Genomic DNA, 17306 nt, shown 5'->3' with positions numbered 1-17306 from the left:
GTATGCCTTTCAAGGCCCGGGATGGTGGTTGAGCGAGCGCGCGAAGTCAATTGCCCTGGTTCCGGCTTCGCTGCGTTCGAATGGAAAGGTGTGCGTTGCCACGTCCGCGACGCACAGCACTTTGAACAGTGTGCCCATCTGGTCCGGTCCCGCGAGGCGCTCGACATCGGCGCGAAGCCGTTCCTGAAATTCCGGCGATTTGTCACGGCCAAGCGCGCCTGCCCGGTCGAGGATGCCCATGGCGATGAGAAAATCGCCCTGGGTCATGGCATTCGTCTTGCAGCCCTCATGACGGGCGGCCTGCGCCAGACTGTGGAAATCGACGTGTGTGGTAAGATCGGCTGCGCCGGGTATATGCAGCACGTCAACCGATTCGTGGCGGCTGAGGGCCTGCAGCGTGTCGCCAAACCCGGGTTGCAGGTGACCGTAGTCGAACAGGAGCGCGGCGCCGCGCTGATTGCGCAGACGCATGGCGATCTCCTGCATCAACGCACTTCGCGCCGGAGCGATCTCGAATATGCTGCCTTCGGGTGCAACATCGCTTCCGGCCGGCAACAGGGCAGCCTCGATCGAACCGGAACCCGCAGCAAAGAACAGCCGGCCTGCAGAGTCGGCCGCTATCATGCGCTCGACGAAACGACCGTTGGTCTTGACGTATTGTCGCGACGGAATGGCATCGAAAAGCTCATTTGCAATGAGGAGGAGAGGGCCATCGGCGACTTCGCCGAAGGTCTTTGTCCAGATGATGCGTTCGGCATGCTCCGCCAGCTTTTCCTGTTGAACCGACTGCAGGCGATTGCTGATCTCCACCATGTGGATTTTGGCGGCGGCGGCGAACTGCGGCGAGAGCTTGGCTGCGGCGCGCAGGAGGTCCTGCATCAGCGTGCCGCGCCCCGGACCTAGTTCGCAAAGAACGAAGGAGGCAGGAGCGCCGAGCGCGCGCCAGGCATTGACGCACCAAACGCCGATGAGCTCGCCGAACATCTGGCTGATTTCCGGCGCGGTGATGAAGTCGCCATCCTTGCCGAAGGGTTCGCGCGTCGTGTAGTAGCCCGCATCGCGATCAAACAGGCACATCGCCATGTAGTCGGCGACGCTGATCGGGCCGCTCGCTTCGATCTGCCTGATGATCCGCTCTTTCAGGTTCATCGCCCTGTTGCGACCTCGGGATTTCGTGCCGATACTATAAAGGCAAGTCCAACCAGAATCATCGGTATCGACAGCACCATGCCCATTGTGAGCCAGCCGCCGTAAAGATAGCCGAGCTGCGCGTCAGGCTCGCGGAAAAACTCGACGAAGATGCGCGACAGGCCATAGAGGCCAATGAAGGTTCCGCTGATGAAACGCGGGTATTTCAGCTTTCGTCCGTAAAAGATGAGCACGGCGAGTACCGTGAAAAGGACGATGCCTTCAAGCCCTGCCTCATAGAGCTGGCTGGGGTGGCGGACGAAGGGTCCGCCCGTCGGAAAGACCATGCCCCACGGCACATCGGTCGGACGTCCCCAGAGTTCGCTGTTGATGAAATTGGCAACGCGCACAAGTCCGAGCCCGACAGGCACGCCAGCCGCGATCGTATCGAACATGCTGTACACGTTGATCCTGCGCGAACGGGCAAACAGGATCATCGCAAGGATAACACCCAGCAGGCCGCCGTGAAACGACATGCCGCCTTCCCAAACTTTGAAGATATCGAGCGGATGGGACAGATATTTCGGCAGATCGTAGAAAAGAATGTAGCCGGTGCGCCCGCCGAGGACGACACCGAGGGCGGCCCAAAGGACGAAATCGTCGAGATCGGTCGGCTTCATTGGTGGTGTGTTGTTCGCCCACAGGCGTGGCTTGGAGATGAGTTTCTTCGCATACCACCAGGCAAAGAGGATGCCGACGACGTATCCAAGTCCATACCAGTGCACGGAAAGCGGGCCGATGGAAAATATGACAGGATCAATATCAGGAAAAGCAATCGCAGCTAATGCAGGAAGGAGGATTTCGCTCACAAAGGCGCTCCGTGGCAGGACAAATGTTGGCGGGACCATGCGCGAGGGCAAGAACAGCGTCAAGCGGCGCGTTGGGTAACATTTGTGCGGGCTTGCGCCAATCACGGCGATTGTCGGACTTGCTTGCAATCGCTGTCGGCGACGATTATTTGTTTCACGAAACCAGAGAGGTATCCGCCATGAGCAATGGACCAAACCGCGTTCTCGATGAACTGGCAAAGCTTGTGACCGATGCTGCGGGCGCGGCGCAGGGCGTCCGGCGCGAAGTCGAAACCGCCTTTCGCGGTCAGGCGGAACGGCTGCTCAACACCATGGACGTCGTCCAGCGCGAGGACTTCGAGGCCGTGCGCGAGATGGCGATCAGAGCCCGGGCCGAAAACACCGCGCTGCTGGCGCGGATCGAGGCGCTGGAGGCTCTCGTAGGCACCTATGGCAAAACCGCGGACGCCGCCGAGAAACCCGGCATATCGAGGGCCGGGCCAAAGAAAGCATAGCCTCGAGCACCGCGATCTCGATCAGAAGCGTCTCATCAGACCTTTTCGCGTGCGGGCTCGATCTAAGCCGATTCGCCTTTTGCCAATCTGTCCTCGCCGGCTGCGAGCGCCGCTTCCTCCGTATCGAACGGGCCAACCTTTGGTCCCTGTTTGCCCTCGGCGGTTATCGCATAGTACCAGAGCCCGTCGTCATTTTTCTGGTTCACAGTCACTTTTTCACCTGGTTCACCGGACATTGCACATCTCCGTTCTTTGTTGGTCGCCCTGTCGAACGACAGGTTAGATGCCCACGATATCGGAGATATGACGAAACCATGCATTGGCCTTATCGCGAGAAATAGATCGCGTCGTTTAAGTTTATGAAATGAACGTGGCTTTTCATCGCCGGCGTTGTGTATTTCCGCCGCCAATGCGCAATCCCCAAAATAAATCTTAAGAATTTATCAACAGGTGGAAATCGCCGAAAATCGTTTTCTTAGAGTCGGTTAAAGGGGGCTCGTGAATCTTTTTGGCAGCGTCTTTCCACACCCATTCGCGCCATTCTGCCAAAAGGGGGCTGGCGCTCGGACTCAGCATCAATACACTGAAATTACAGCATGATTCGTAAAAGGGATCATGCAGCGGTTGGGCTGGCGTCCAGCCGTCATCCGGCTGGTGCGTTCTGCCTGTCGGTGCGGTTTCAAGCGTATGTGTGCTTTGGGTGGGTGCTGCATTCCCGCAGCGTCGATGGGATTCGAAATAGCAGGTAATGGCGATGAGCCTTCTGGAAATAGAAATTGCGCGTGATCTCCATCCAGTGGATGTGATTGAACATGTTGCCCACACCAATGAGTGGGCATTCGAGCGCACCGGGGAAGATGAAATTGCCATAACCGTCGAAGGGAGCTGGACCGATTACCAGATTTCCTTTTCGTGGATGGAGGATTTCGAGGCGCTGCATCTTGCCTGCGCCTTCGACATCGCGATCAGCGAGCCGCGGGTCAACGAGGTCATGCGTCTGCTTTCCCTGATAAACGAACAATTGCTGATGGGCCATTTCGACCTTTGGCGCCAGGAAGGCGCCATCATGTACCGTCAATCGCTGCTGCTTTCGGGCGGTGCCGAGCCAACCAGCAAACAGGTCGAAGTTCTGCTTTCAAGCGCGCTCGATGCCTGCGAGACCTATTTCCAGGCCTTCCAGTTCGTCGTCTGGTCGGGCTCGACCGCACGGGAATCACTCGACAGCATCCTGTTCGAGACGGTAGGTTCGGCCTGATCGGTTCAACGTTCGGGCAGCATCCAAAGATCATGACAATAAGTTTTGACGATTTCGAAAAGGTCGATATCCGCGTCGGCACCATCATCGAGGCGCAAGCATTCCCGGAGGCACGCAAGCCCGCCTTCAAGCTGAAGATCGATTTCGGCTCCGAGATCGGGATCAAGCGCTCTTCGGCGCAGATCACCAAGCATTATACGATCGAGGAATTGCAAGGCCGGCAGGTCATGGCGGTGGTGAATTTCCCGCCCCGCCAGATCGGGCCCTTCATGTCGGAAGTCCTGACGCTCGGATTTCCGGATGAGGAAGGCGCCGTCGTGCTTGCGGCGGTCAGCAAGCCAGTACCGAATGGCGGCAAGCTCTTCTAGTTGGCGGCCGTCTCGCCTTAGCGCCGAAGGCTGGAAAGGCTATTGCAGAATATCGGCCCCACTTGCCTGTCGGACGTTCAGCATATAGATTAGCGAAATGCTTGATCATTCGTCCCGACCCAATTCGCCGCCACATATTCCCATGGATGCGCTGAGCGAGGTCCTGCAGGACTTTCGCTTGAATGGCGTCAATTATGGTCGTTGCGAGCTCCGACATCCATGGAGCATCGCCTTTCCGCAACAACCGCTGCTTCGTTTTCACTTTGTCGGGCAGGGTCCCTGCTGGATGCATACGGAAGTGCACGGCTGGCAGGAATTGCACGATGGCGACCTGGTGCTGCTGCCGCAGGGCATCGCCCATCGGCTCGCCAGCGCGCCGGACGTGGCGGGCGACTCGCTCGAGAGTTGCCAGGTGACCAAGTTGGGGAGCAATGTCTGCGAAGTTGTGCGCGAAGGTACCGGGGCGACCAGCACCCTTTTCTGCGGTTCCATGGCGCTGAACGCATGTGCGCTCAACCCATTGATCACTTTGATGCCGCCGATCATCAAGGGCTGCGATGTGGCCGGCAATGACCCGATCGTCGGTCCCTTGCTGGCGGCCATGACGACCGAGGCCGCGCAACCGCAGATGGGTAGCGCCACCATCCTGTCGCGCATGGCGGATCTCCTTACGGCGCGGCTCATCCGTTGTTGGGTAAATTGCAACGGAGCCTCGACAACCGGTTGGCTCGCCGCTATCCGCGACCCCCATATAGGCCGCGCCCTGGCAGCCATGCATCGGGACCCCGGCCGTAACTGGACTCTCGAAAGTCTCGCCGGCCTGGCCGGCCAGTCGCGGTCGATTTTCGCCGAACGCTTCAGCGCTGTTTTAGGTGAGGGCGCGGCACGCTATCTCGCCCGTCTGCGGATGCAGCTTGCCCGCGAGTTGCTGGGGCAAAGCGGCATGTCGGTTGCCGAGGTTGCTACCCGGTTGGGCTATGAATCCGAGGCATCCTTCGCCCGCGCATTCAAACGCATCACCAATGTCTCGCCGGGCGTTGTGCGCCGCACAATTTCCGGACGAACAGACATGAATTTCGGATTTTAGGATACAGATCATCCGAGGTAACTGATTTATGAAATATCTCCAAACCTTGGAGATGCTTCGATGACAGACACAACACTACAGCTTGAAGGCGCGGCAATAGAGCTTGATGGCGCCGCGCCAGTTGCGTGGAGCCGGGGTACCTGGTTCGCGGTCCTTTCGATGGCAGCGGCCAGCTTTGCTCTCGTCTCCGCCGAGTTTCTGCCGGCCGGCCTGTTGACGCCGATGGCGCGCGATCTCGGCATCAGCGAGGGAACGGCCGGACAGGTCGTCACTGCCACTGCTTCCGTCGGCGCCGTCACGGCCATGTTGAGCAATGTTCTGATCGGCCGCTTGAACCGTAAGACCGTGCTGGTCGGGCTCAGCGCCCTTGCCATCGGTTCCAACATTCTTGCGGCGCTAGCCACCGATTTCTGGCTATTATTGCTGGGCCGGGCCGGGCTGGGCATCGCCCTCAGCGCGTTCTGGGCGCTTTCAGTCGCCGTCGTGGCAAGGCTGGTCGGCGCCAATGCGACAGGCCGGGGCATGGCTATCGTCACCCTCGGCGTATCGCTCGCTACCATTGCCGCACCATCGATGGGTGCATTGATCAGCGACTGGCTGGGCTGGCGCAGCGCCATGGCCATGACCGCGGGGCTGGCGGCGTTTGCCATGCTGCTGCAGTTGCTCAGCCTGCCAACCCTGCCTGCAACCACAAGCAACAGCCTTGGCGACGTTCTTCGGCTGACACGGCGGCGCGGCATTCAACTCGGCATGCTAGCCATTCTTTTGCTGATGACGGGGCATTTTGCCGGCTCGGTCTATGTGCGCCCGTTCCTCGAACACGTAACGCTCCTTGCAACCGGGCCGATTGCCCTGGCGCTGCTCGGCTTCGGTGTCGCCGCCGTGGTCGGTAATATCGCCGGCGGCCGCCTGGCCGACGCCAATATCCGCATGGCGCTGGCTGTCACCGCCGCCCTGATGGCATTTGCGGCGCTCGCTTTGGTACTTTGGGGCGTGCATATTGGCGTTGCCTTCGGCTTCGCCACGCTGTGGGGCTTTGCCTTCGGCATGGCTCCGGTGGTACTGCCGACAAACTTGTCCCGCGCAGCCCCTGACGCGCTGGAAGCAGCGGGCAGCCTGATGGTCACCTCTTTCCAGGTCGCCATCACGATTGGCGCGGTTGTCGGCGGTTATGTCGTCGATACCTATGGCGCCACGGCTCCCTTGACCCTTACCGGCATACTTGCCGCAGCGACAGCCGTGCTGGCGCTGCTACAGCCCCGCACTGAAGAATAGGATCGGCTGGTTCAAGGGCCTAGCTACACCATTGACGCAATCTCGACGGGAAATTGCGCCAATGGCGTAGCCCGGTCTGCTTGGGAGAAATCAACCGGGCGTTTTCAGATTGTCTTGGCCGCCATCTCCTGTGCGATATAGTCGGCCTGGCGGATTGCCAGGCTGACAATGGTGAGCGTCGGGTTCTCCGCGCCGCCCGTCGTGAACTGGCTCCCATCCGCGATAAACAGGTTCTTGATGTCGTGGCTCTGCCCGTTCTTGTTGACGACGCCGTCCTTTGCCTTCTCGCTCATCCGGTTGGTGCCGAGGTTGTGGGTCGAAGGATAGGGCGGTGTCGGGAAGGTGCGCACTGCACCGACGGCCTTATAGAGGTCCTGACCCTGCTTATAGGCATGATCCCGCATCGCTTTGTCGTTGGGATGGTCGCTGAAGTTCACATTGGCGATGGGCAGGCCATATTTGTCCTTCTCATCCTTGTGCAGAGTGATGCGATTATCCTCTTGCGGCATGTCTTCGCCGACGATCCACATGCCGGCCATGTTTACATATTGGTCGAGCGCCGAGGTGAAAGACCGGCCCCACGCGCCCGGATCGAGGAACGCCGCCAGGAAGGGGATGCCAAGGGACAGCGTCTCCATCTCATAGCCGCCGACAAAGCCGCGCGACGGATCGTGTTTTGCCTCATCGCGAATGATACCGGCCATTGTGGTGCCGCGATACATGTGCACCGGCTTTTCGAACACGGCATAGACGGAGCCGGTGGTGTGGCGCATGTAGTTACGTCCGACCTGCCCGGAGGAATTGCCGAGCCCGTCCGGGAACATGCTCGACGCGGAGTTCAGCAGCAGGCGCGGGCTCTCGATCGAATTGCCGGCAACGGCGACGATGCGAGCCTTCTGCAATTGCTGCTTGCCATCCTTGTCGACGTAGAGGACGCCGGTAACCTTGCCGCTCTTGTCGTGCTCGATCTTCTGCACCATTGAATTGGGACGGACCTCGAGCTTGCCGGTCTTCTCCCCTTTCGGAATTTCCGTATAGAGCGTCGACCATTTCGCGCCCCATTTGCAGCCCTGGAAGCAGAAGCCCGTCTGTTGGCAGGACATGCGGTCGTCGCGCTCGGCCGAATTAATGGCCATGTGTCCGGTATTGCATTCCTTGTAGCCTAGCTTGTCGGCGCCGGCTTTCAACACCTTGAAATTGTTGTTGCCGGGCAGACCCTCGATATTATTGGTGCGCGTGACGCCCATCTTGTCCTCGGCCTTGGCATAGTAGGGCTCGAGTTCGGCAAGGGTGATCGGCCAGTCGAGAAGGTTCGCACCCTTGACCTTGCCGTAGTGCGTGAGCGCCTCGAACTCGTGGTCCTGGAAGCGCAGCGATGCGCCCGCCCAGTGCGTGGTCGATCCGCCGACGGATTTGACGATCCAGGCCGGAAGGTTTGGAAAGTCCTTGGCGACGCGCCAATCGCCCGAGGTGGTGCGCTTGTCGACCCATGCAAGCTGGCCGAAGCTATCCCACTCGTCATTGATGAAATCATCATATTCGTGACGCGCGCCCGCTTCGAGTATGACGACGTCTATGCCTTTTTGTGCAAGTTCGTTGCCCAGCGTGCCGCCGCCGGCGCCAGAGCCGATGATGACGACGACGCTGTCGTCTTTGAGATCATAAGGTGCAGCCATGGTTTCCTCCCATTAGCCAAAAACTTCGGTTCTATCGGTCTTGCCGTCAGAGCCACTCAATGTCGCTGAAGCCACGGGCGATGTAGCCACCCTTCGAGAAGGATTCGCCTTCGTAGCCAAAGATCGGCCAAAGGTCCTTTTGGTTGTAGAGGCCCGTTACAAGTCCGCCGCGAATGGTCTGGAAGAACGGCGTGTCCTCGATCTTGCGAAGAATAGCCAAGCGGTCTTCTTCCCAGCCGAGACCAAGGTAACCGCCCTTGCCGGCACGCTTGTCGAGATCGGCAACGCCGTCGACGACAAGCTTCTTGGTTTTCGGGTCCTCACCGGCTTTGGCGTCGTAAGGCTTGACGGCGATCGCATAGAAGCGGTCGGGCACCTGATCGTGCGGATAGACGTCGCGCGCCATCTGGATCAGGGTCGCCATGGTCTGCGGATCGAGATTTGTCGTCTCCAATCCCCAGGCGAATTTTGGATGGATGATCGAACTGCCGCTGATGATGAGAATGGCGCCAAGACTTGCGCTGCCGCCACTCTTCAGAAGATCGCGGCGGGATATGCCCTTGCCGCTCGGGCCGGACTCGTCCCGATCCGGCTTGCGGTTGAAGATTGTAACCATTGAATTCCTCCCTTGCTTGCTATCGGCACCCGCCGGAGAACCGGCGAAATGCCCTTGCTGGCTATGACGGCGTTCCTCCAACGCCGCTCGGCCGGTTCAGACGAACCGGCCTTGTCTTTCCAGGACTTCGATCTTGTATCCATCCGGATCTTCGACGAAGAAGAAGCGCGCGATCATCGTTTCCTCCCGCTTGAATTCGACAATGTCGCGGACCTTGTAGTCGAGGCCCTTCAGCCGCGCGTGGATGGCGTCGAGGTCGTCGACGCTGACGGCGAGATGACCGTATCCGTCCCCAAGATTGTAGGGCTCGGTCCGGCCTTTGTTGATCGTCAGTTCGAGTTCGAACGGCGTTTCTTCATTGCGCAGATAGATGAGCGTGAACGTATCGAAGTCCAGCCGGTCGGCGACGTCGAGACCGAAAGCCGACTTATAGAATGACCTCGATTTTTCCTCATCGAGAACACGGATCATCGAATGAATGGCTTTTGCCAAGGGCGCCTCCATGGAGGTTGACGGGTTCGTCTCAAAACGAGGTTGCAGTGTCGAGACTTGTCGGTGATTATGCGCCTGGGAGAAGAAAAGTGGTGGCAATCGGCTACCACACCGCCTTGCAAGCGGAATAAATTTTCTCAAAACGCACCAATGACCATTCCGTCCGATCGGGCACCGACTACAGACGCGGTCATCAGGCAGAAAGGGAGGTCTTGATAATGTGCAAGGTATTTGCAGAACAGGATCCGCAGGGTTATCGGCAGATCAATCGTTCTGTGCGCATCGGCGGACATTCTACCAGCATTCAACTTGAAGCGACGTTCTGGCAACTGCTCGACGAGATTGCCGAAAGCCAGAAAATGACGACGCCACGCTTCATTTCGACGCTCTATGACGAGGCTTTGCAAGCACAGGGAGAAATACCCAATTTTGCTTCAATGCTGCGCACGACATGTGCGCTCTATCTGCGCGGCGTCCAGATTGCAGCCGAAAAACCCGGAGAATGCGGGTCGGCGCTGATCAATGAACATGCGGCCTGACTGCCGCAACAGGCCTAGGCCGGAATTCGCACGACAGCCCTGAGCCCTCCGGCCGGGCTTTCATCCAGCGTAATGTCGCCGCCATGGCTGCGGGCTATATCGAGCGCAATGGCAAGGCCGAGCCCGGTTCCGCTCGAGTCCTGATTGCGTGCCTCGTCGAGTCGGAAGAATGGCTTGAAGACCTCGTCGCGCATCTCCTTCGGAATGCCGGGACCATCATCGTCGATCGTGATCGTCAGCCAGCCTTCACGATGGTCGGCCAGAACCGAGACATTCCTGGCGTAGCGGAACGAATTCGACACGAGGTTCGAGATCAGGCGCGAAAAAGCATTGGGGCGGACCTGAATGACCGGCTCGCCCTTGATGATCGAGCTGAAGCCGCGGTCGAGCAGCGTTCCTTCCTCCTTGAGCTTGGCGAAGAAGCGCTCGAGGCTGAATGCGCCGGTTTCTTCCTCGGCCTCGCTACGCGCAAAAGCAAGATAGCCTTCGAGCATCGACTGCATGTCGTCTATATCCTGCTCCATGGCTTCGGTGTCGACCCTGTTGCCGACGAGGGCAAGTTGCAGCTTGAAGCGCGTAAGGATCGTGCGAAGATCGTGGCTTACCCCGCTCAGCATGGTCGTGCGCTGTTCGATTTGCCGTTCGATGCGCTCGCGCATGACGATGAAGGCGGCGCCGGCGCGCCGCACTTCCTCGGCACCGCGCGGCTTGAAGTCGGGAGGCGGCGAGCGTCCCTTGCCGAAACTGTCTGCCGCCGATGCAAGCTGCTGGATCGGCTTGATCTGGTTGCGCAGGAAGAGGATCGCAATCGCCAGGAGAACCAGGGCGGAGCCTGCCATCCAGACCAGGAAAATCAATGTGTTCGACGCATAGGCCTGACTGCGGCGCGCGAAGACGCGCAGGACCTTGTTGTCGAGCTGGATGCGAATTTCCACGAGGTCGGAGTCCCCGATTGTATCGATCCAGAACGGACGGTTGATCTGACGCGTGATTTCCTCGCTGAGGATGCCGTCGAGAATTGAGAAGAACGGCTTCGGGCCTGGTGCGGGCAGCGGATCGCCCGGCAATATGGAGATGTTGAGCGCGAGGCGTTCGCGGGCGATTCGAATGAGATTCTCGTAGCCGGGATCCTGCGGATAGGTGTCCATCAGGTCGATAATGCCGGCAATGTCGCGCACCACAGCCGTGGAAAGGCGCTGCGTAACGGTTTGCCAGTGCCTTTCCATGAACACGAAGGCGATGACCGACTGCAACAGGACCATCGGAGCGATGATGATGATCAGGGAACGCGCGTAGAGCCGTTTCGGCATCCAGTGCGCGAGCCAGCGCGTGAACTTTCGCCAGGGACCGAGCAGCGTGCTTCGTCTGCGCCGCCAGTGACGCTTTCTGACGGCCAATGCGCGCTTTGCGGTATCAGTCTGTGCCATTACTCGTTGTCCGCTCACGCATTGGAATGGCGCGGATCACGAGGGTCGGGATCCTACTCCACGCTGAGTTTATAGCCGACGCCGCGCACGGTCTGCAACCAAACCGGATTGGCTGGATCGTTTTCGATCTTGCGGCGCAGGCGGTTGATCTGGACGTCGATCGTACGCTCGCCGACATCGCCTTCCTGTCCCGTCAGTTCGTGCCGGGGCACGGTCTCGCCGGCGCGCGCGGCGAAGATCGCCATGATATCCTGTTCGCGATCGGTGAGGCGAATGATTTCGCCGGACCGTTTCAGTTCGCGCTTGGCGATGATGAACGTATAGGGACCGAATACGATCTGTTCGATCTTGGCCTGGGCTGCCGGGGCGCCGCGGCGCAGTATATTGTTTATCCTGAGAATCAGTTCGCGCGGATCGAACGGCTTCGGCAGATAGTCGTCGGCGCCGGCTTCGAGACCGGCGATGCGGCTGTCGGTTTCCGACAGCGCCGTCAGCATCAGGATCGGCACGGTCTTTTCCTTGCGCAGCGACTGCGTCAGGGCAACGCCGGTTTCGCCCGGCATCATAACATCCAGAATCAGGAGGTCGAAATCAATGCCGGCAAGTTTGCGGCGGGCGTCGTCGGCATTGGCGGCCACCGTAACACGAAAGCCGCTGCCGGTAAGATATTGCGATAGTAGATTGCGAATTCGGGTGTCGTCGTCGACGATGAGCAGATGCGGCGCATCGTCCGATAGCGGATGTTCTTCACTCACCAGGTGTGTCCCTCTGATTGCCGGGTCTTGCGTCCCTTGTTCTTTCAATTCCAATTCTTCGTGCACTAAATTTCTATCCTGCCTTGGGTAGACTGTCGATCTGTTGCCATTGTGAAGGATTGACCATTGCCTTGAGGAAATGTTCGATCACGGCGCGGTCGGAGTGACCGATTTGGTCCAATGCACCGGCAATGCGGCGTGATTGCGGTGCCGCAAGTTCGAGCGCGAGATCGCGCCCTTTGGGCGTGGGGTATAATTCGCGCTGGCGCCGGTCGTGCGGGCCCGGTATCTGGACCACATGGTCGGTATCGATCAATTGCTTCAAGACGCGGGCGAGGCTCTGCTTGGTGATCTGCAGAACGTCCAGAAGTTCGGCCACGGTCATTCCCGGCTTGCGATTGATGAAATAGAGAACGCGGTGGTGTGCGCGCCCGAAGGAAAGTTTCTCGAGGATCATGTCGGGATCGGCCGTGAAGTCGCGATAGGCAAAGAAGAACAGCTCGATGATGTCAAGTTCGCGCGCGTCGCTTTTCGTCAGGGCTGTCTCGATATGCCGATCGGGTGTATAAGATTTCATGCAGGTTTCCCGCTCCAGTTGGAAAATTATGTCAGCGTTGTTGACATAATTTTAGACTGTTGATAATTTTTGGCAAGCTGTTGGCCGCGTTTTGAACAAAACGAAAAGCCGATGAGTGTTTCCGAGACATTTTCCTCTTCGAAACGCCTGTTTGTGCCTGCCGGCAATGGTACACCAATCGGTATTCTGGACCAGTTGGTAGCAACTCGAACTTGAAAAAATAACAGGAATGCAACGCCTGGAGGAAAAACATGGCATCCGTCCCATTTGATCAGCTTGAAGGTTACATCTGGATGAACGGCGAATTCGTTCGCTGGTCGGATGCAAAAATTCACGTGCTGACCCACGGGCTGCACTATGCAAGCTCGGTTTTTGAAGGCGAACGCGCCTATGGCGGCGAGATCTTCAAGCTCAATGAACATACCGAACGTCTGCACGAATCAGCGCGCATCCTCGGCTTCAAGATACCCTTCACTGTGGAAGAATTGAACGATGCCTGCCGGAAGCTTCTGGCAAAGCAGGGGTTCAAGGATGCCTATATACGTCCCGTCGCCTGGCGCGGCAGTGAGACCATGGGTGTTTCCGCCCAGGCCAACAAGATCAATGTCGCCATCGCCATATGGCAATGGCCGAGCTATTTCGATCCTGCGCAAAAGCTGAAGGGCATTCGTCTTGATCTTGCCGAGTATCGCCGGCCGGATCCGAAAACGGCTCCATCGAAGTCGAAAGCCGCCGGCCTCTACATGATCTGCACCATCTCCAAGCATGCCGCTGAAGCCAAAGGCTACGCCGATGCCCTGATGCTCGACTGGCGCGGACAAGTCGCCGAAGCCACGGGCGCGAATGTCTTCTTCGTCAAGGACGGCGTCATCCATACACCGACGCCCGATTGCTTCCTCGACGGCATCACGCGGCGCACCGTCATCGATCTGGCCAAACGGCGCGGCTACGAGGTTGTCGAAAGGGCGATCATGCCTGAGGAACTGGAAGGTTTCGAACAGTGCTTCCTGACTGGAACCGCCGCCGAAGTGACGCCAGTCTCCGAGATCGGACCGTATCGTTTCAGCGTTGGTGAAATCGCAATCAACCTGATGAATGATTACGCTGCGGAAGTAATGCCAAAGAAAGCGGCTGCGGAGTAGACGAAAGTCTAATGAAATTAGTGTTTGATACCCTGTTAAAACGACGCCAAGTTGTTTGACTTTGCTTAAAACATAGTCATCATGACCATGTCAGGCATGAGTCTGGCATGAAACGTTGACGGGGTGTCAATCATGGAAGCGCTTCTTCCTATCATTATCCAGCTTATCTCAGGTGGCGTCGGCGGCAATATTGTCGGCGGACTTCTCAAGAACCTGAGCCTCGGCACAACCGGCAACACGGTTGCTGGCGGTATCGGGGGTCTCATCGGCGGATATCTGACGCAATTTCTCGGCGCCGGCGGTGCCGAGGCGGTCGCGAACGCAGCAGCATCGTCGGGGCTCGATCTTGGCGCGATCATCGGCCAGGTCGCCGGCGGCGGTATCGGCGGCATTATCCTGACGGCGATCATCGGCGCGATCAAGAATTCGATGGCGAAGACCTGATCTGGTTTCGGGACATAACGAGTTTTGGGCGGCCACTGGCCGCCCTTTTCATTTGCGGATTGAGGCTTATAAGGTTGAGCGAATAGAGGATGGTTGCGCTTCATAAGCGGCCCGCCATCTGAAATAAGAGGGCTTTTCCGCGATGATAGGCCCGCTGGTGATATGTTAGACAGAAACAGGAAGGCATATTAATGGGACAGTTGCAGGCAGGAATCATCCCCGTTACGGCCTTCCAGCAGAATTGCACGATCCTTTTCGACAGTGACGACAAGCATGGCGTGCTTATTGATCCGGGCGGCGACAATGAGCAGGTGCTGGGCGCAATCCAGGCGAACGGCATCATCATCGAAGCGATCTGGATTACGCACGGCCATATCGATCACGCGGCCGGCGCAATGGATATGAAGGAAGCGCTCGGCGTCGAAATCATAGGACCGCACGAGGCGGACCGCTTCCTGCTCGACAGTATCGAGGCGAAGGCGGTGCAATACGGCATCACCGATAATGTGCGCAACTGCACGCCGGATCGGTGGCTAAAGGACGGCGACACCGTGTCGTTCGGCACGCATGTTTTCGAGGTGCTGCATTGCCCGGGCCATGCGCCGGGACATGTCGTCTATTACAACCGCGCCGCCAAGTTCGCGCATGTCGGTGACGTGCTTTTCAATGGTTCGGTTGGGCGGACCGATCTGCCGGGCGGGGACCACGCAACGCTGGTCAACTCGATCAAGACGAAGTTGCTGCCACTTGGCGACGATATTGGCTTCATCTGCGGCCATGGCCCGGGCGGGCGCTTTGGCGAGGAGCGCCGGACCAACCCTTTCCTGACCGGCGAATAGCAAAACCGCCGGACTGGCCGGCGGTTTTGGAATGTTTATGGCTGCAAGTCAGTTGGCGTTGCAGAAATAGTCGCGGCCATCATATCCGCGGAAGGTACCTGTTTCCGGGTTGAATGACCGGTACCGGTTCGAGCAATAACGGTACCATTCACGCGACCATGGCCGTGCGCCGGCGCCGTAATAACGCGGAGCTTCGCGGTAGACCGTTACAGGGCGGCGATAATAGCCGTCATCGTAGTCGCGATAGATCACGTCGGGCTGGCGCGGCGCGGCAAGAGCGCCACCGATCAGGGCGCCAGCAGCAAGACCTGCGGCACCTGCGACCCAGGCGTCGCTGTTGTCGTGATGATAGTAACCGCCATGACGCCAGCGCCAGTTGTCGGCGGAGGCAGAGGTCAGCGGTGCAACGACGGTTGCAAGCGCGGCGGTTGTGAGAATGGCAATCTTGGTGCCGATATTCATGTGTGCCTCCTTGAAGCATGCTGCAGAGCGCCATGCGCTCTGGCGTAGTCCTGACTGAGACAATGCTGTAGCCTCAGTTGTAGTTCCGTTTTAAGCCTTTCAGAATGAATGCAGGCTGAACAAATGCCAGTGCGCTCGCCTGCCGGTCATTTCTGACGGCAGCCCGAGAAAGCACATAGAATTTTAGCAAATCCAAGGCATCGAAGCACAAAACGCTTAACGTGGCGACTGGCCGAATGGCGCGCCAAAATGATGCCGTCTGAAATCCCCGACAGCCGATCGGGGATCTTTGGCAGCGCAAGCTGCCGGTATTATTCGGTGATCGTGATGTTGACGGCCTTGGGGCCCTTGCCACGACGATCCGGTTCGGTATCGAAGGAAACCTTCTGATTGTCCGCGAGACCTGTGAGCCCAGAAGCCTGTACGGCGGAAATGTGGACGAAAATGTCCGCTGCGCCGTCGTCGGGCTTGATAAAGCCAAAGCCTTTTTCACTGTTGAAGAATTTGACCGTACCGGTCTGTGCCATGCTTCGTTCCTTTTCCTTACTTACCGCGTCCCCCCTCGGGTTAGCGGGATTGGTAGAGCCGTTTTCGGTGCGTTACGTCCAACGGTGTCATGCAGGCAGTTCTCGAATTCAGGAAAGGAGCCGATCATTGCCGGGATTGCTCCCGACCCGGTATTCTTGCGGTTCCGGCGCGCCGTTCTTCCAGTCTTCCAGTGTTCGCAGATGCCCGAACGCTTTGAGACTGCTAGAATAAGTGTTTTTTGGCAAGCAAAAGTTTTACTACCTTTTAGTCGACTATATCGAAGGACATTGCGGGCTGCATACTTGGCGAAGTAAAAAATCGCGGGAAGTTCGCCCGATGACACCTTTGACGCGAAAGAAACGAGATGTCCCGAGGGGTGTATTGCGCCCGCTCACCGGTTGCGCAGCACGATGCAAGCTCCGCCCGCGCTGTGCAACTGGGCGCAGATCTTGTCAGCTTCCGGACGGCTGTCGGCGCCTATTCGCACCGCATAGATGCCGCGCCTTCCCATCGGAGTGCGGTTGCGGCTGATGACCGGCTCATGCGTATTGAGGATGGCGGGGAAGCTCTGGCGCAGGCGGTCGAGCTGGCGCGCCGCGGCAGCGCGGCGGAAATTGCCGGCGATCTGAATTCCCCAGGGCTTGGGCTTGATCTGCGACATGGCAACGGTCTCGAACCGGACGATCGGCAACTGGCGGCACGCGGCATCGAAGCTGAGTTTGGCGTTGAGCGGACGCTTGTTGATGTCGGCGCCCGCAGCAAAATCATCGGGCGATTGCCCGGTTATGTCGAGGACGTATTCCTCGGTTTCGAGGGGAAGGAATCCGCCGCTGGCCAGCCAGTTGGCAACGCGCGTCGGGCCGGCATTATAGGCGGCAGCGGCCAATCCCCAATTGCCGAATGCCTTGCGCAAGTCCTTGAGAAAGCTCGCGGAAGCCGGCAACGCCTTGTGAAAGTCGAAGGGGTCGTCGAGCCGCCTTTCTTTGGCCGTACGCGGCATGAACTGGGCAATGCCCTGCGCGCCGACCGGGCTCTCCGCCTGCACGTCAAACCGGCTTTCCTTCCAGATCAGCCGGGCGAAGAAATCGCGTGGCACACCGAAACCGTCGGCATGGGTCGCAATGGCTGCGCATATCTGCCCGATCGTCGGAGGCGGCGGTGGCGCGGCAGCCGGGGACTCGGCCGCCGACGCGCCCAGCGAAGGCAGGAGCATCAATGCCAGGAGCATGCCGGGCTTTGCGAGCCAATTCACTCTGATGCCATTCCCCGTTTATGCTTCGGCGGAAGATGCCAAGCATGGCCCCAAATCTGCTAAAAGGTCGAACGCCCGATT

At 58.6% G+C, this 17306-nt stretch carries 21 protein-coding genes; 9 read left to right on the top strand and 12 right to left on the bottom strand.

The genetic code is table 11. The features are described from left to right. Positions 1-9 precede the first annotated feature (9 nt). Positions 10-1149 carry a class I SAM-dependent methyltransferase gene (locus tag HQ945_RS12010; protein WP_113280794.1) on the bottom strand — a complete coding sequence of 380 codons (1140 nt, stop codon included), beginning with the start codon at positions 1147-1149 and terminating at the stop codon, positions 10-12. Continuing rightward, complete coding sequence (gene lgt, locus HQ945_RS12005) at positions 1146-1997, bottom strand: prolipoprotein diacylglyceryl transferase (protein ID WP_113280919.1); 852 nt, start codon at positions 1995-1997, stop codon at positions 1146-1148. The genes HQ945_RS12010 and lgt overlap by 4 nt, the downstream gene beginning before the upstream one ends. A 179-nt stretch (positions 1998-2176) precedes the next feature. Between lgt and HQ945_RS12000 the strand changes: the two genes are divergently transcribed. Further along, positions 2177-2491 (top strand): accessory factor UbiK family protein, encoded by a 315-nt coding sequence (locus HQ945_RS12000; protein ID WP_113280918.1) that lies wholly within the window; start codon positions 2177-2179, stop codon positions 2489-2491. 62 nt (positions 2492-2553) lie between these two features. Here HQ945_RS12000 and HQ945_RS11995 read toward each other — a convergent pair whose 3' ends face one another. Next, positions 2554-2727, bottom strand: coding sequence for a hypothetical protein (locus HQ945_RS11995; protein ID WP_162737192.1), 174 nt, complete (start codon positions 2725-2727; stop codon positions 2554-2556). 518 nt (positions 2728-3245) lie between these two features. Here HQ945_RS11995 and HQ945_RS11990 point away from each other — a divergent pair. The 4 genes from HQ945_RS11990 to HQ945_RS11975 all read left to right on the top strand — a co-directional run bounded on the left by HQ945_RS11990 (position 3246) and on the right by HQ945_RS11975 (position 6476). After that, positions 3246-3746: a type III secretion system chaperone family protein gene (locus HQ945_RS11990; RefSeq protein ID WP_091924029.1), complete on the top strand. Its 501-nt coding sequence runs from the start codon at positions 3246-3248 to the stop codon at positions 3744-3746. Between the two features lie 32 nt (positions 3747-3778). Continuing rightward, positions 3779-4114, top strand: coding sequence for a tRNA-binding protein (locus tag HQ945_RS11985; protein ID WP_113280793.1), 336 nt, complete (start codon positions 3779-3781; stop codon positions 4112-4114). A 97-nt stretch (positions 4115-4211) separates the two neighbouring features. Continuing rightward, the gene (locus tag HQ945_RS11980; protein ID WP_113280792.1) at positions 4212-5201 is read left to right on the top strand and encodes an AraC family transcriptional regulator; all 990 of its coding nucleotides are present in this window, start codon (positions 4212-4214) and stop codon (positions 5199-5201) included. Positions 5202-5261: 60 nt separating this feature from the next. Then, on the top strand, positions 5262-6476 hold the full coding sequence (locus HQ945_RS11975; RefSeq protein ID WP_113280791.1) for an MFS transporter: 1215 nt from the start codon (positions 5262-5264) through the stop codon (positions 6474-6476). A gap of 104 nt (positions 6477-6580) precedes the next feature. Here the strand turns inward: HQ945_RS11975 and HQ945_RS11970 are convergent, their stop codons facing one another. From HQ945_RS11970 to HQ945_RS11960, 3 genes are all read right to left on the bottom strand, one after another. Further along, on the bottom strand, positions 6581-8152 hold the full coding sequence (locus HQ945_RS11970) for a GMC family oxidoreductase (protein WP_113280790.1): 1572 nt from the start codon (positions 8150-8152) through the stop codon (positions 6581-6583). A gap of 46 nt (positions 8153-8198) precedes the next feature. Further along, positions 8199-8768 carry a Twin-arginine translocation pathway signal gene (locus HQ945_RS11965; RefSeq protein WP_091923821.1) on the bottom strand — a complete coding sequence of 190 codons (570 nt, stop codon included), beginning with the start codon at positions 8766-8768 and terminating at the stop codon, positions 8199-8201. Positions 8769-8864: 96 nt separating this feature from the next. Next, positions 8865-9260: a VOC family protein gene (locus tag HQ945_RS11960; RefSeq protein WP_027233416.1), complete on the bottom strand. Its 396-nt coding sequence runs from the start codon at positions 9258-9260 to the stop codon at positions 8865-8867. A gap of 218 nt (positions 9261-9478) precedes the next feature. Here HQ945_RS11960 and HQ945_RS11955 point away from each other — a divergent pair, with 218 nt between their 5' ends. Continuing rightward, a complete protein-coding gene (locus HQ945_RS11955; RefSeq protein ID WP_027233415.1) occupies positions 9479-9799 on the top strand; it encodes a ribbon-helix-helix domain-containing protein in 321 nt (106 codons plus the stop codon). A gap of 14 nt (positions 9800-9813) precedes the next feature. Here the strand turns inward: HQ945_RS11955 and HQ945_RS11950 are convergent, their stop codons facing one another. The 3 genes from HQ945_RS11950 to HQ945_RS11940 all read right to left on the bottom strand — a co-directional run bounded on the left by HQ945_RS11950 (position 9814) and on the right by HQ945_RS11940 (position 12558). After that, positions 9814-11109 carry an ATP-binding protein gene (locus HQ945_RS11950; protein WP_370462209.1) on the bottom strand — a complete coding sequence of 432 codons (1296 nt, stop codon included), beginning with the start codon at positions 11107-11109 and terminating at the stop codon, positions 9814-9816. Between the two features lie 170 nt (positions 11110-11279). Continuing rightward, positions 11280-11984 carry a response regulator gene (locus HQ945_RS11945; RefSeq protein WP_027233413.1) on the bottom strand — a complete coding sequence of 235 codons (705 nt, stop codon included), beginning with the start codon at positions 11982-11984 and terminating at the stop codon, positions 11280-11282. Positions 11985-12054: 70 nt separating this feature from the next. Beyond that, positions 12055-12558, bottom strand: a complete 504-nt coding sequence (locus HQ945_RS11940; protein ID WP_091923819.1) for a MarR family winged helix-turn-helix transcriptional regulator — start codon at positions 12556-12558, stop codon at positions 12055-12057. A gap of 251 nt (positions 12559-12809) precedes the next feature. On the opposite strand from HQ945_RS11940, the gene HQ945_RS11935 reads away from it, so the two are divergent. The 3 genes from HQ945_RS11935 to HQ945_RS11925 all read left to right on the top strand — a co-directional run bounded on the left by HQ945_RS11935 (position 12810) and on the right by HQ945_RS11925 (position 14983). Further along, positions 12810-13700, top strand: a complete 891-nt coding sequence (locus tag HQ945_RS11935; protein ID WP_091944310.1) for a branched-chain amino acid aminotransferase — start codon at positions 12810-12812, stop codon at positions 13698-13700. Positions 13701-13832: 132 nt separating this feature from the next. Further along, positions 13833-14144, top strand: coding sequence for a hypothetical protein (locus HQ945_RS11930; RefSeq protein WP_027233410.1), 312 nt, complete (start codon positions 13833-13835; stop codon positions 14142-14144). 191 nt (positions 14145-14335) lie between these two features. Continuing rightward, complete coding sequence (locus HQ945_RS11925) at positions 14336-14983, top strand: MBL fold metallo-hydrolase (protein WP_027233409.1); 648 nt, start codon at positions 14336-14338, stop codon at positions 14981-14983. A gap of 48 nt (positions 14984-15031) precedes the next feature. Here the strand turns inward: HQ945_RS11925 and HQ945_RS11920 are convergent, their stop codons facing one another. The 3 genes from HQ945_RS11920 to HQ945_RS11910 form a co-directional block, all read right to left on the bottom strand. Beyond that, a complete protein-coding gene (locus tag HQ945_RS11920) occupies positions 15032-15445 on the bottom strand; it encodes a BA14K family protein (protein WP_027233408.1) in 414 nt (137 codons plus the stop codon). A 311-nt stretch (positions 15446-15756) separates the two neighbouring features. Beyond that, a complete protein-coding gene (locus tag HQ945_RS11915) occupies positions 15757-15972 on the bottom strand; it encodes a cold-shock protein (protein WP_027233407.1) in 216 nt (71 codons plus the stop codon). Positions 15973-16364: 392 nt separating this feature from the next. Then, the gene (locus HQ945_RS11910) at positions 16365-17201 is read right to left on the bottom strand and encodes a transglycosylase SLT domain-containing protein (RefSeq protein WP_113280917.1); all 837 of its coding nucleotides are present in this window, start codon (positions 17199-17201) and stop codon (positions 16365-16367) included. Positions 17202-17306: the final 105 nt, after the last annotated feature.

Origin of the sequence: Phyllobacterium pellucidum (assembly GCF_013327855.1) — a bacterium.
In the GTDB taxonomy this organism is placed as follows: domain Bacteria; phylum Pseudomonadota; class Alphaproteobacteria; order Rhizobiales; family Rhizobiaceae; genus Phyllobacterium; species Phyllobacterium pellucidum.
The sequence above is the reverse complement of the archived record's forward strand: the minus strand, read 5'-3'. Positions and strand labels throughout refer to the sequence as shown.

Coding starts and splice junctions, on each gene's coding strand:
- HQ945_RS12010 (WP_113280794.1), bottom strand. CDS start 1,149: ATGAACCTGAAAGAGCGGATCATCAGGCAGATCGAAGCGAGCGGCCCG.
- HQ945_RS12000 (WP_113280918.1), top strand. CDS start 2,177: ATGAGCAATGGACCAAACCGCGTTCTCGATGAACTGGCAAAGCTTGTG.
- HQ945_RS11995 (WP_162737192.1), bottom strand. CDS start 2,727: ATGTCCGGTGAACCAGGTGAAAAAGTGACTGTGAACCAGAAAAATGAC.
- HQ945_RS11990 (WP_091924029.1), top strand. CDS start 3,246: ATGAGCCTTCTGGAAATAGAAATTGCGCGTGATCTCCATCCAGTGGAT.
- HQ945_RS11985 (WP_113280793.1), top strand. CDS start 3,779: ATGACAATAAGTTTTGACGATTTCGAAAAGGTCGATATCCGCGTCGGC.
- HQ945_RS11980 (WP_113280792.1), top strand. CDS start 4,212: ATGCTTGATCATTCGTCCCGACCCAATTCGCCGCCACATATTCCCATG.
- HQ945_RS11975 (WP_113280791.1), top strand. CDS start 5,262: ATGACAGACACAACACTACAGCTTGAAGGCGCGGCAATAGAGCTTGAT.
- HQ945_RS11970 (WP_113280790.1), bottom strand. CDS start 8,152: ATGGCTGCACCTTATGATCTCAAAGACGACAGCGTCGTCGTCATCATC.
- HQ945_RS11965 (WP_091923821.1), bottom strand. CDS start 8,768: ATGGTTACAATCTTCAACCGCAAGCCGGATCGGGACGAGTCCGGCCCG.
- HQ945_RS11955 (WP_027233415.1), top strand. CDS start 9,479: ATGTGCAAGGTATTTGCAGAACAGGATCCGCAGGGTTATCGGCAGATC.
- HQ945_RS11950 (WP_370462209.1), bottom strand. CDS start 11,109: ATGCCGAAACGGCTCTACGCGCGTTCCCTGATCATCATCATCGCTCCG.
- HQ945_RS11940 (WP_091923819.1), bottom strand. CDS start 12,558: ATGAAATCTTATACACCCGATCGGCATATCGAGACAGCCCTGACGAAA.
- HQ945_RS11935 (WP_091944310.1), top strand. CDS start 12,810: ATGGCATCCGTCCCATTTGATCAGCTTGAAGGTTACATCTGGATGAAC.
- HQ945_RS11930 (WP_027233410.1), top strand. CDS start 13,833: ATGGAAGCGCTTCTTCCTATCATTATCCAGCTTATCTCAGGTGGCGTC.
- HQ945_RS11925 (WP_027233409.1), top strand. CDS start 14,336: ATGGGACAGTTGCAGGCAGGAATCATCCCCGTTACGGCCTTCCAGCAG.
- HQ945_RS11920 (WP_027233408.1), bottom strand. CDS start 15,445: ATGAATATCGGCACCAAGATTGCCATTCTCACAACCGCCGCGCTTGCA.
- HQ945_RS11915 (WP_027233407.1), bottom strand. CDS start 15,972: ATGGCACAGACCGGTACGGTCAAATTCTTCAACAGTGAAAAAGGCTTT.
- HQ945_RS11910 (WP_113280917.1), bottom strand. CDS start 17,201: ATGCTCCTGGCATTGATGCTCCTGCCTTCGCTGGGCGCGTCGGCGGCC.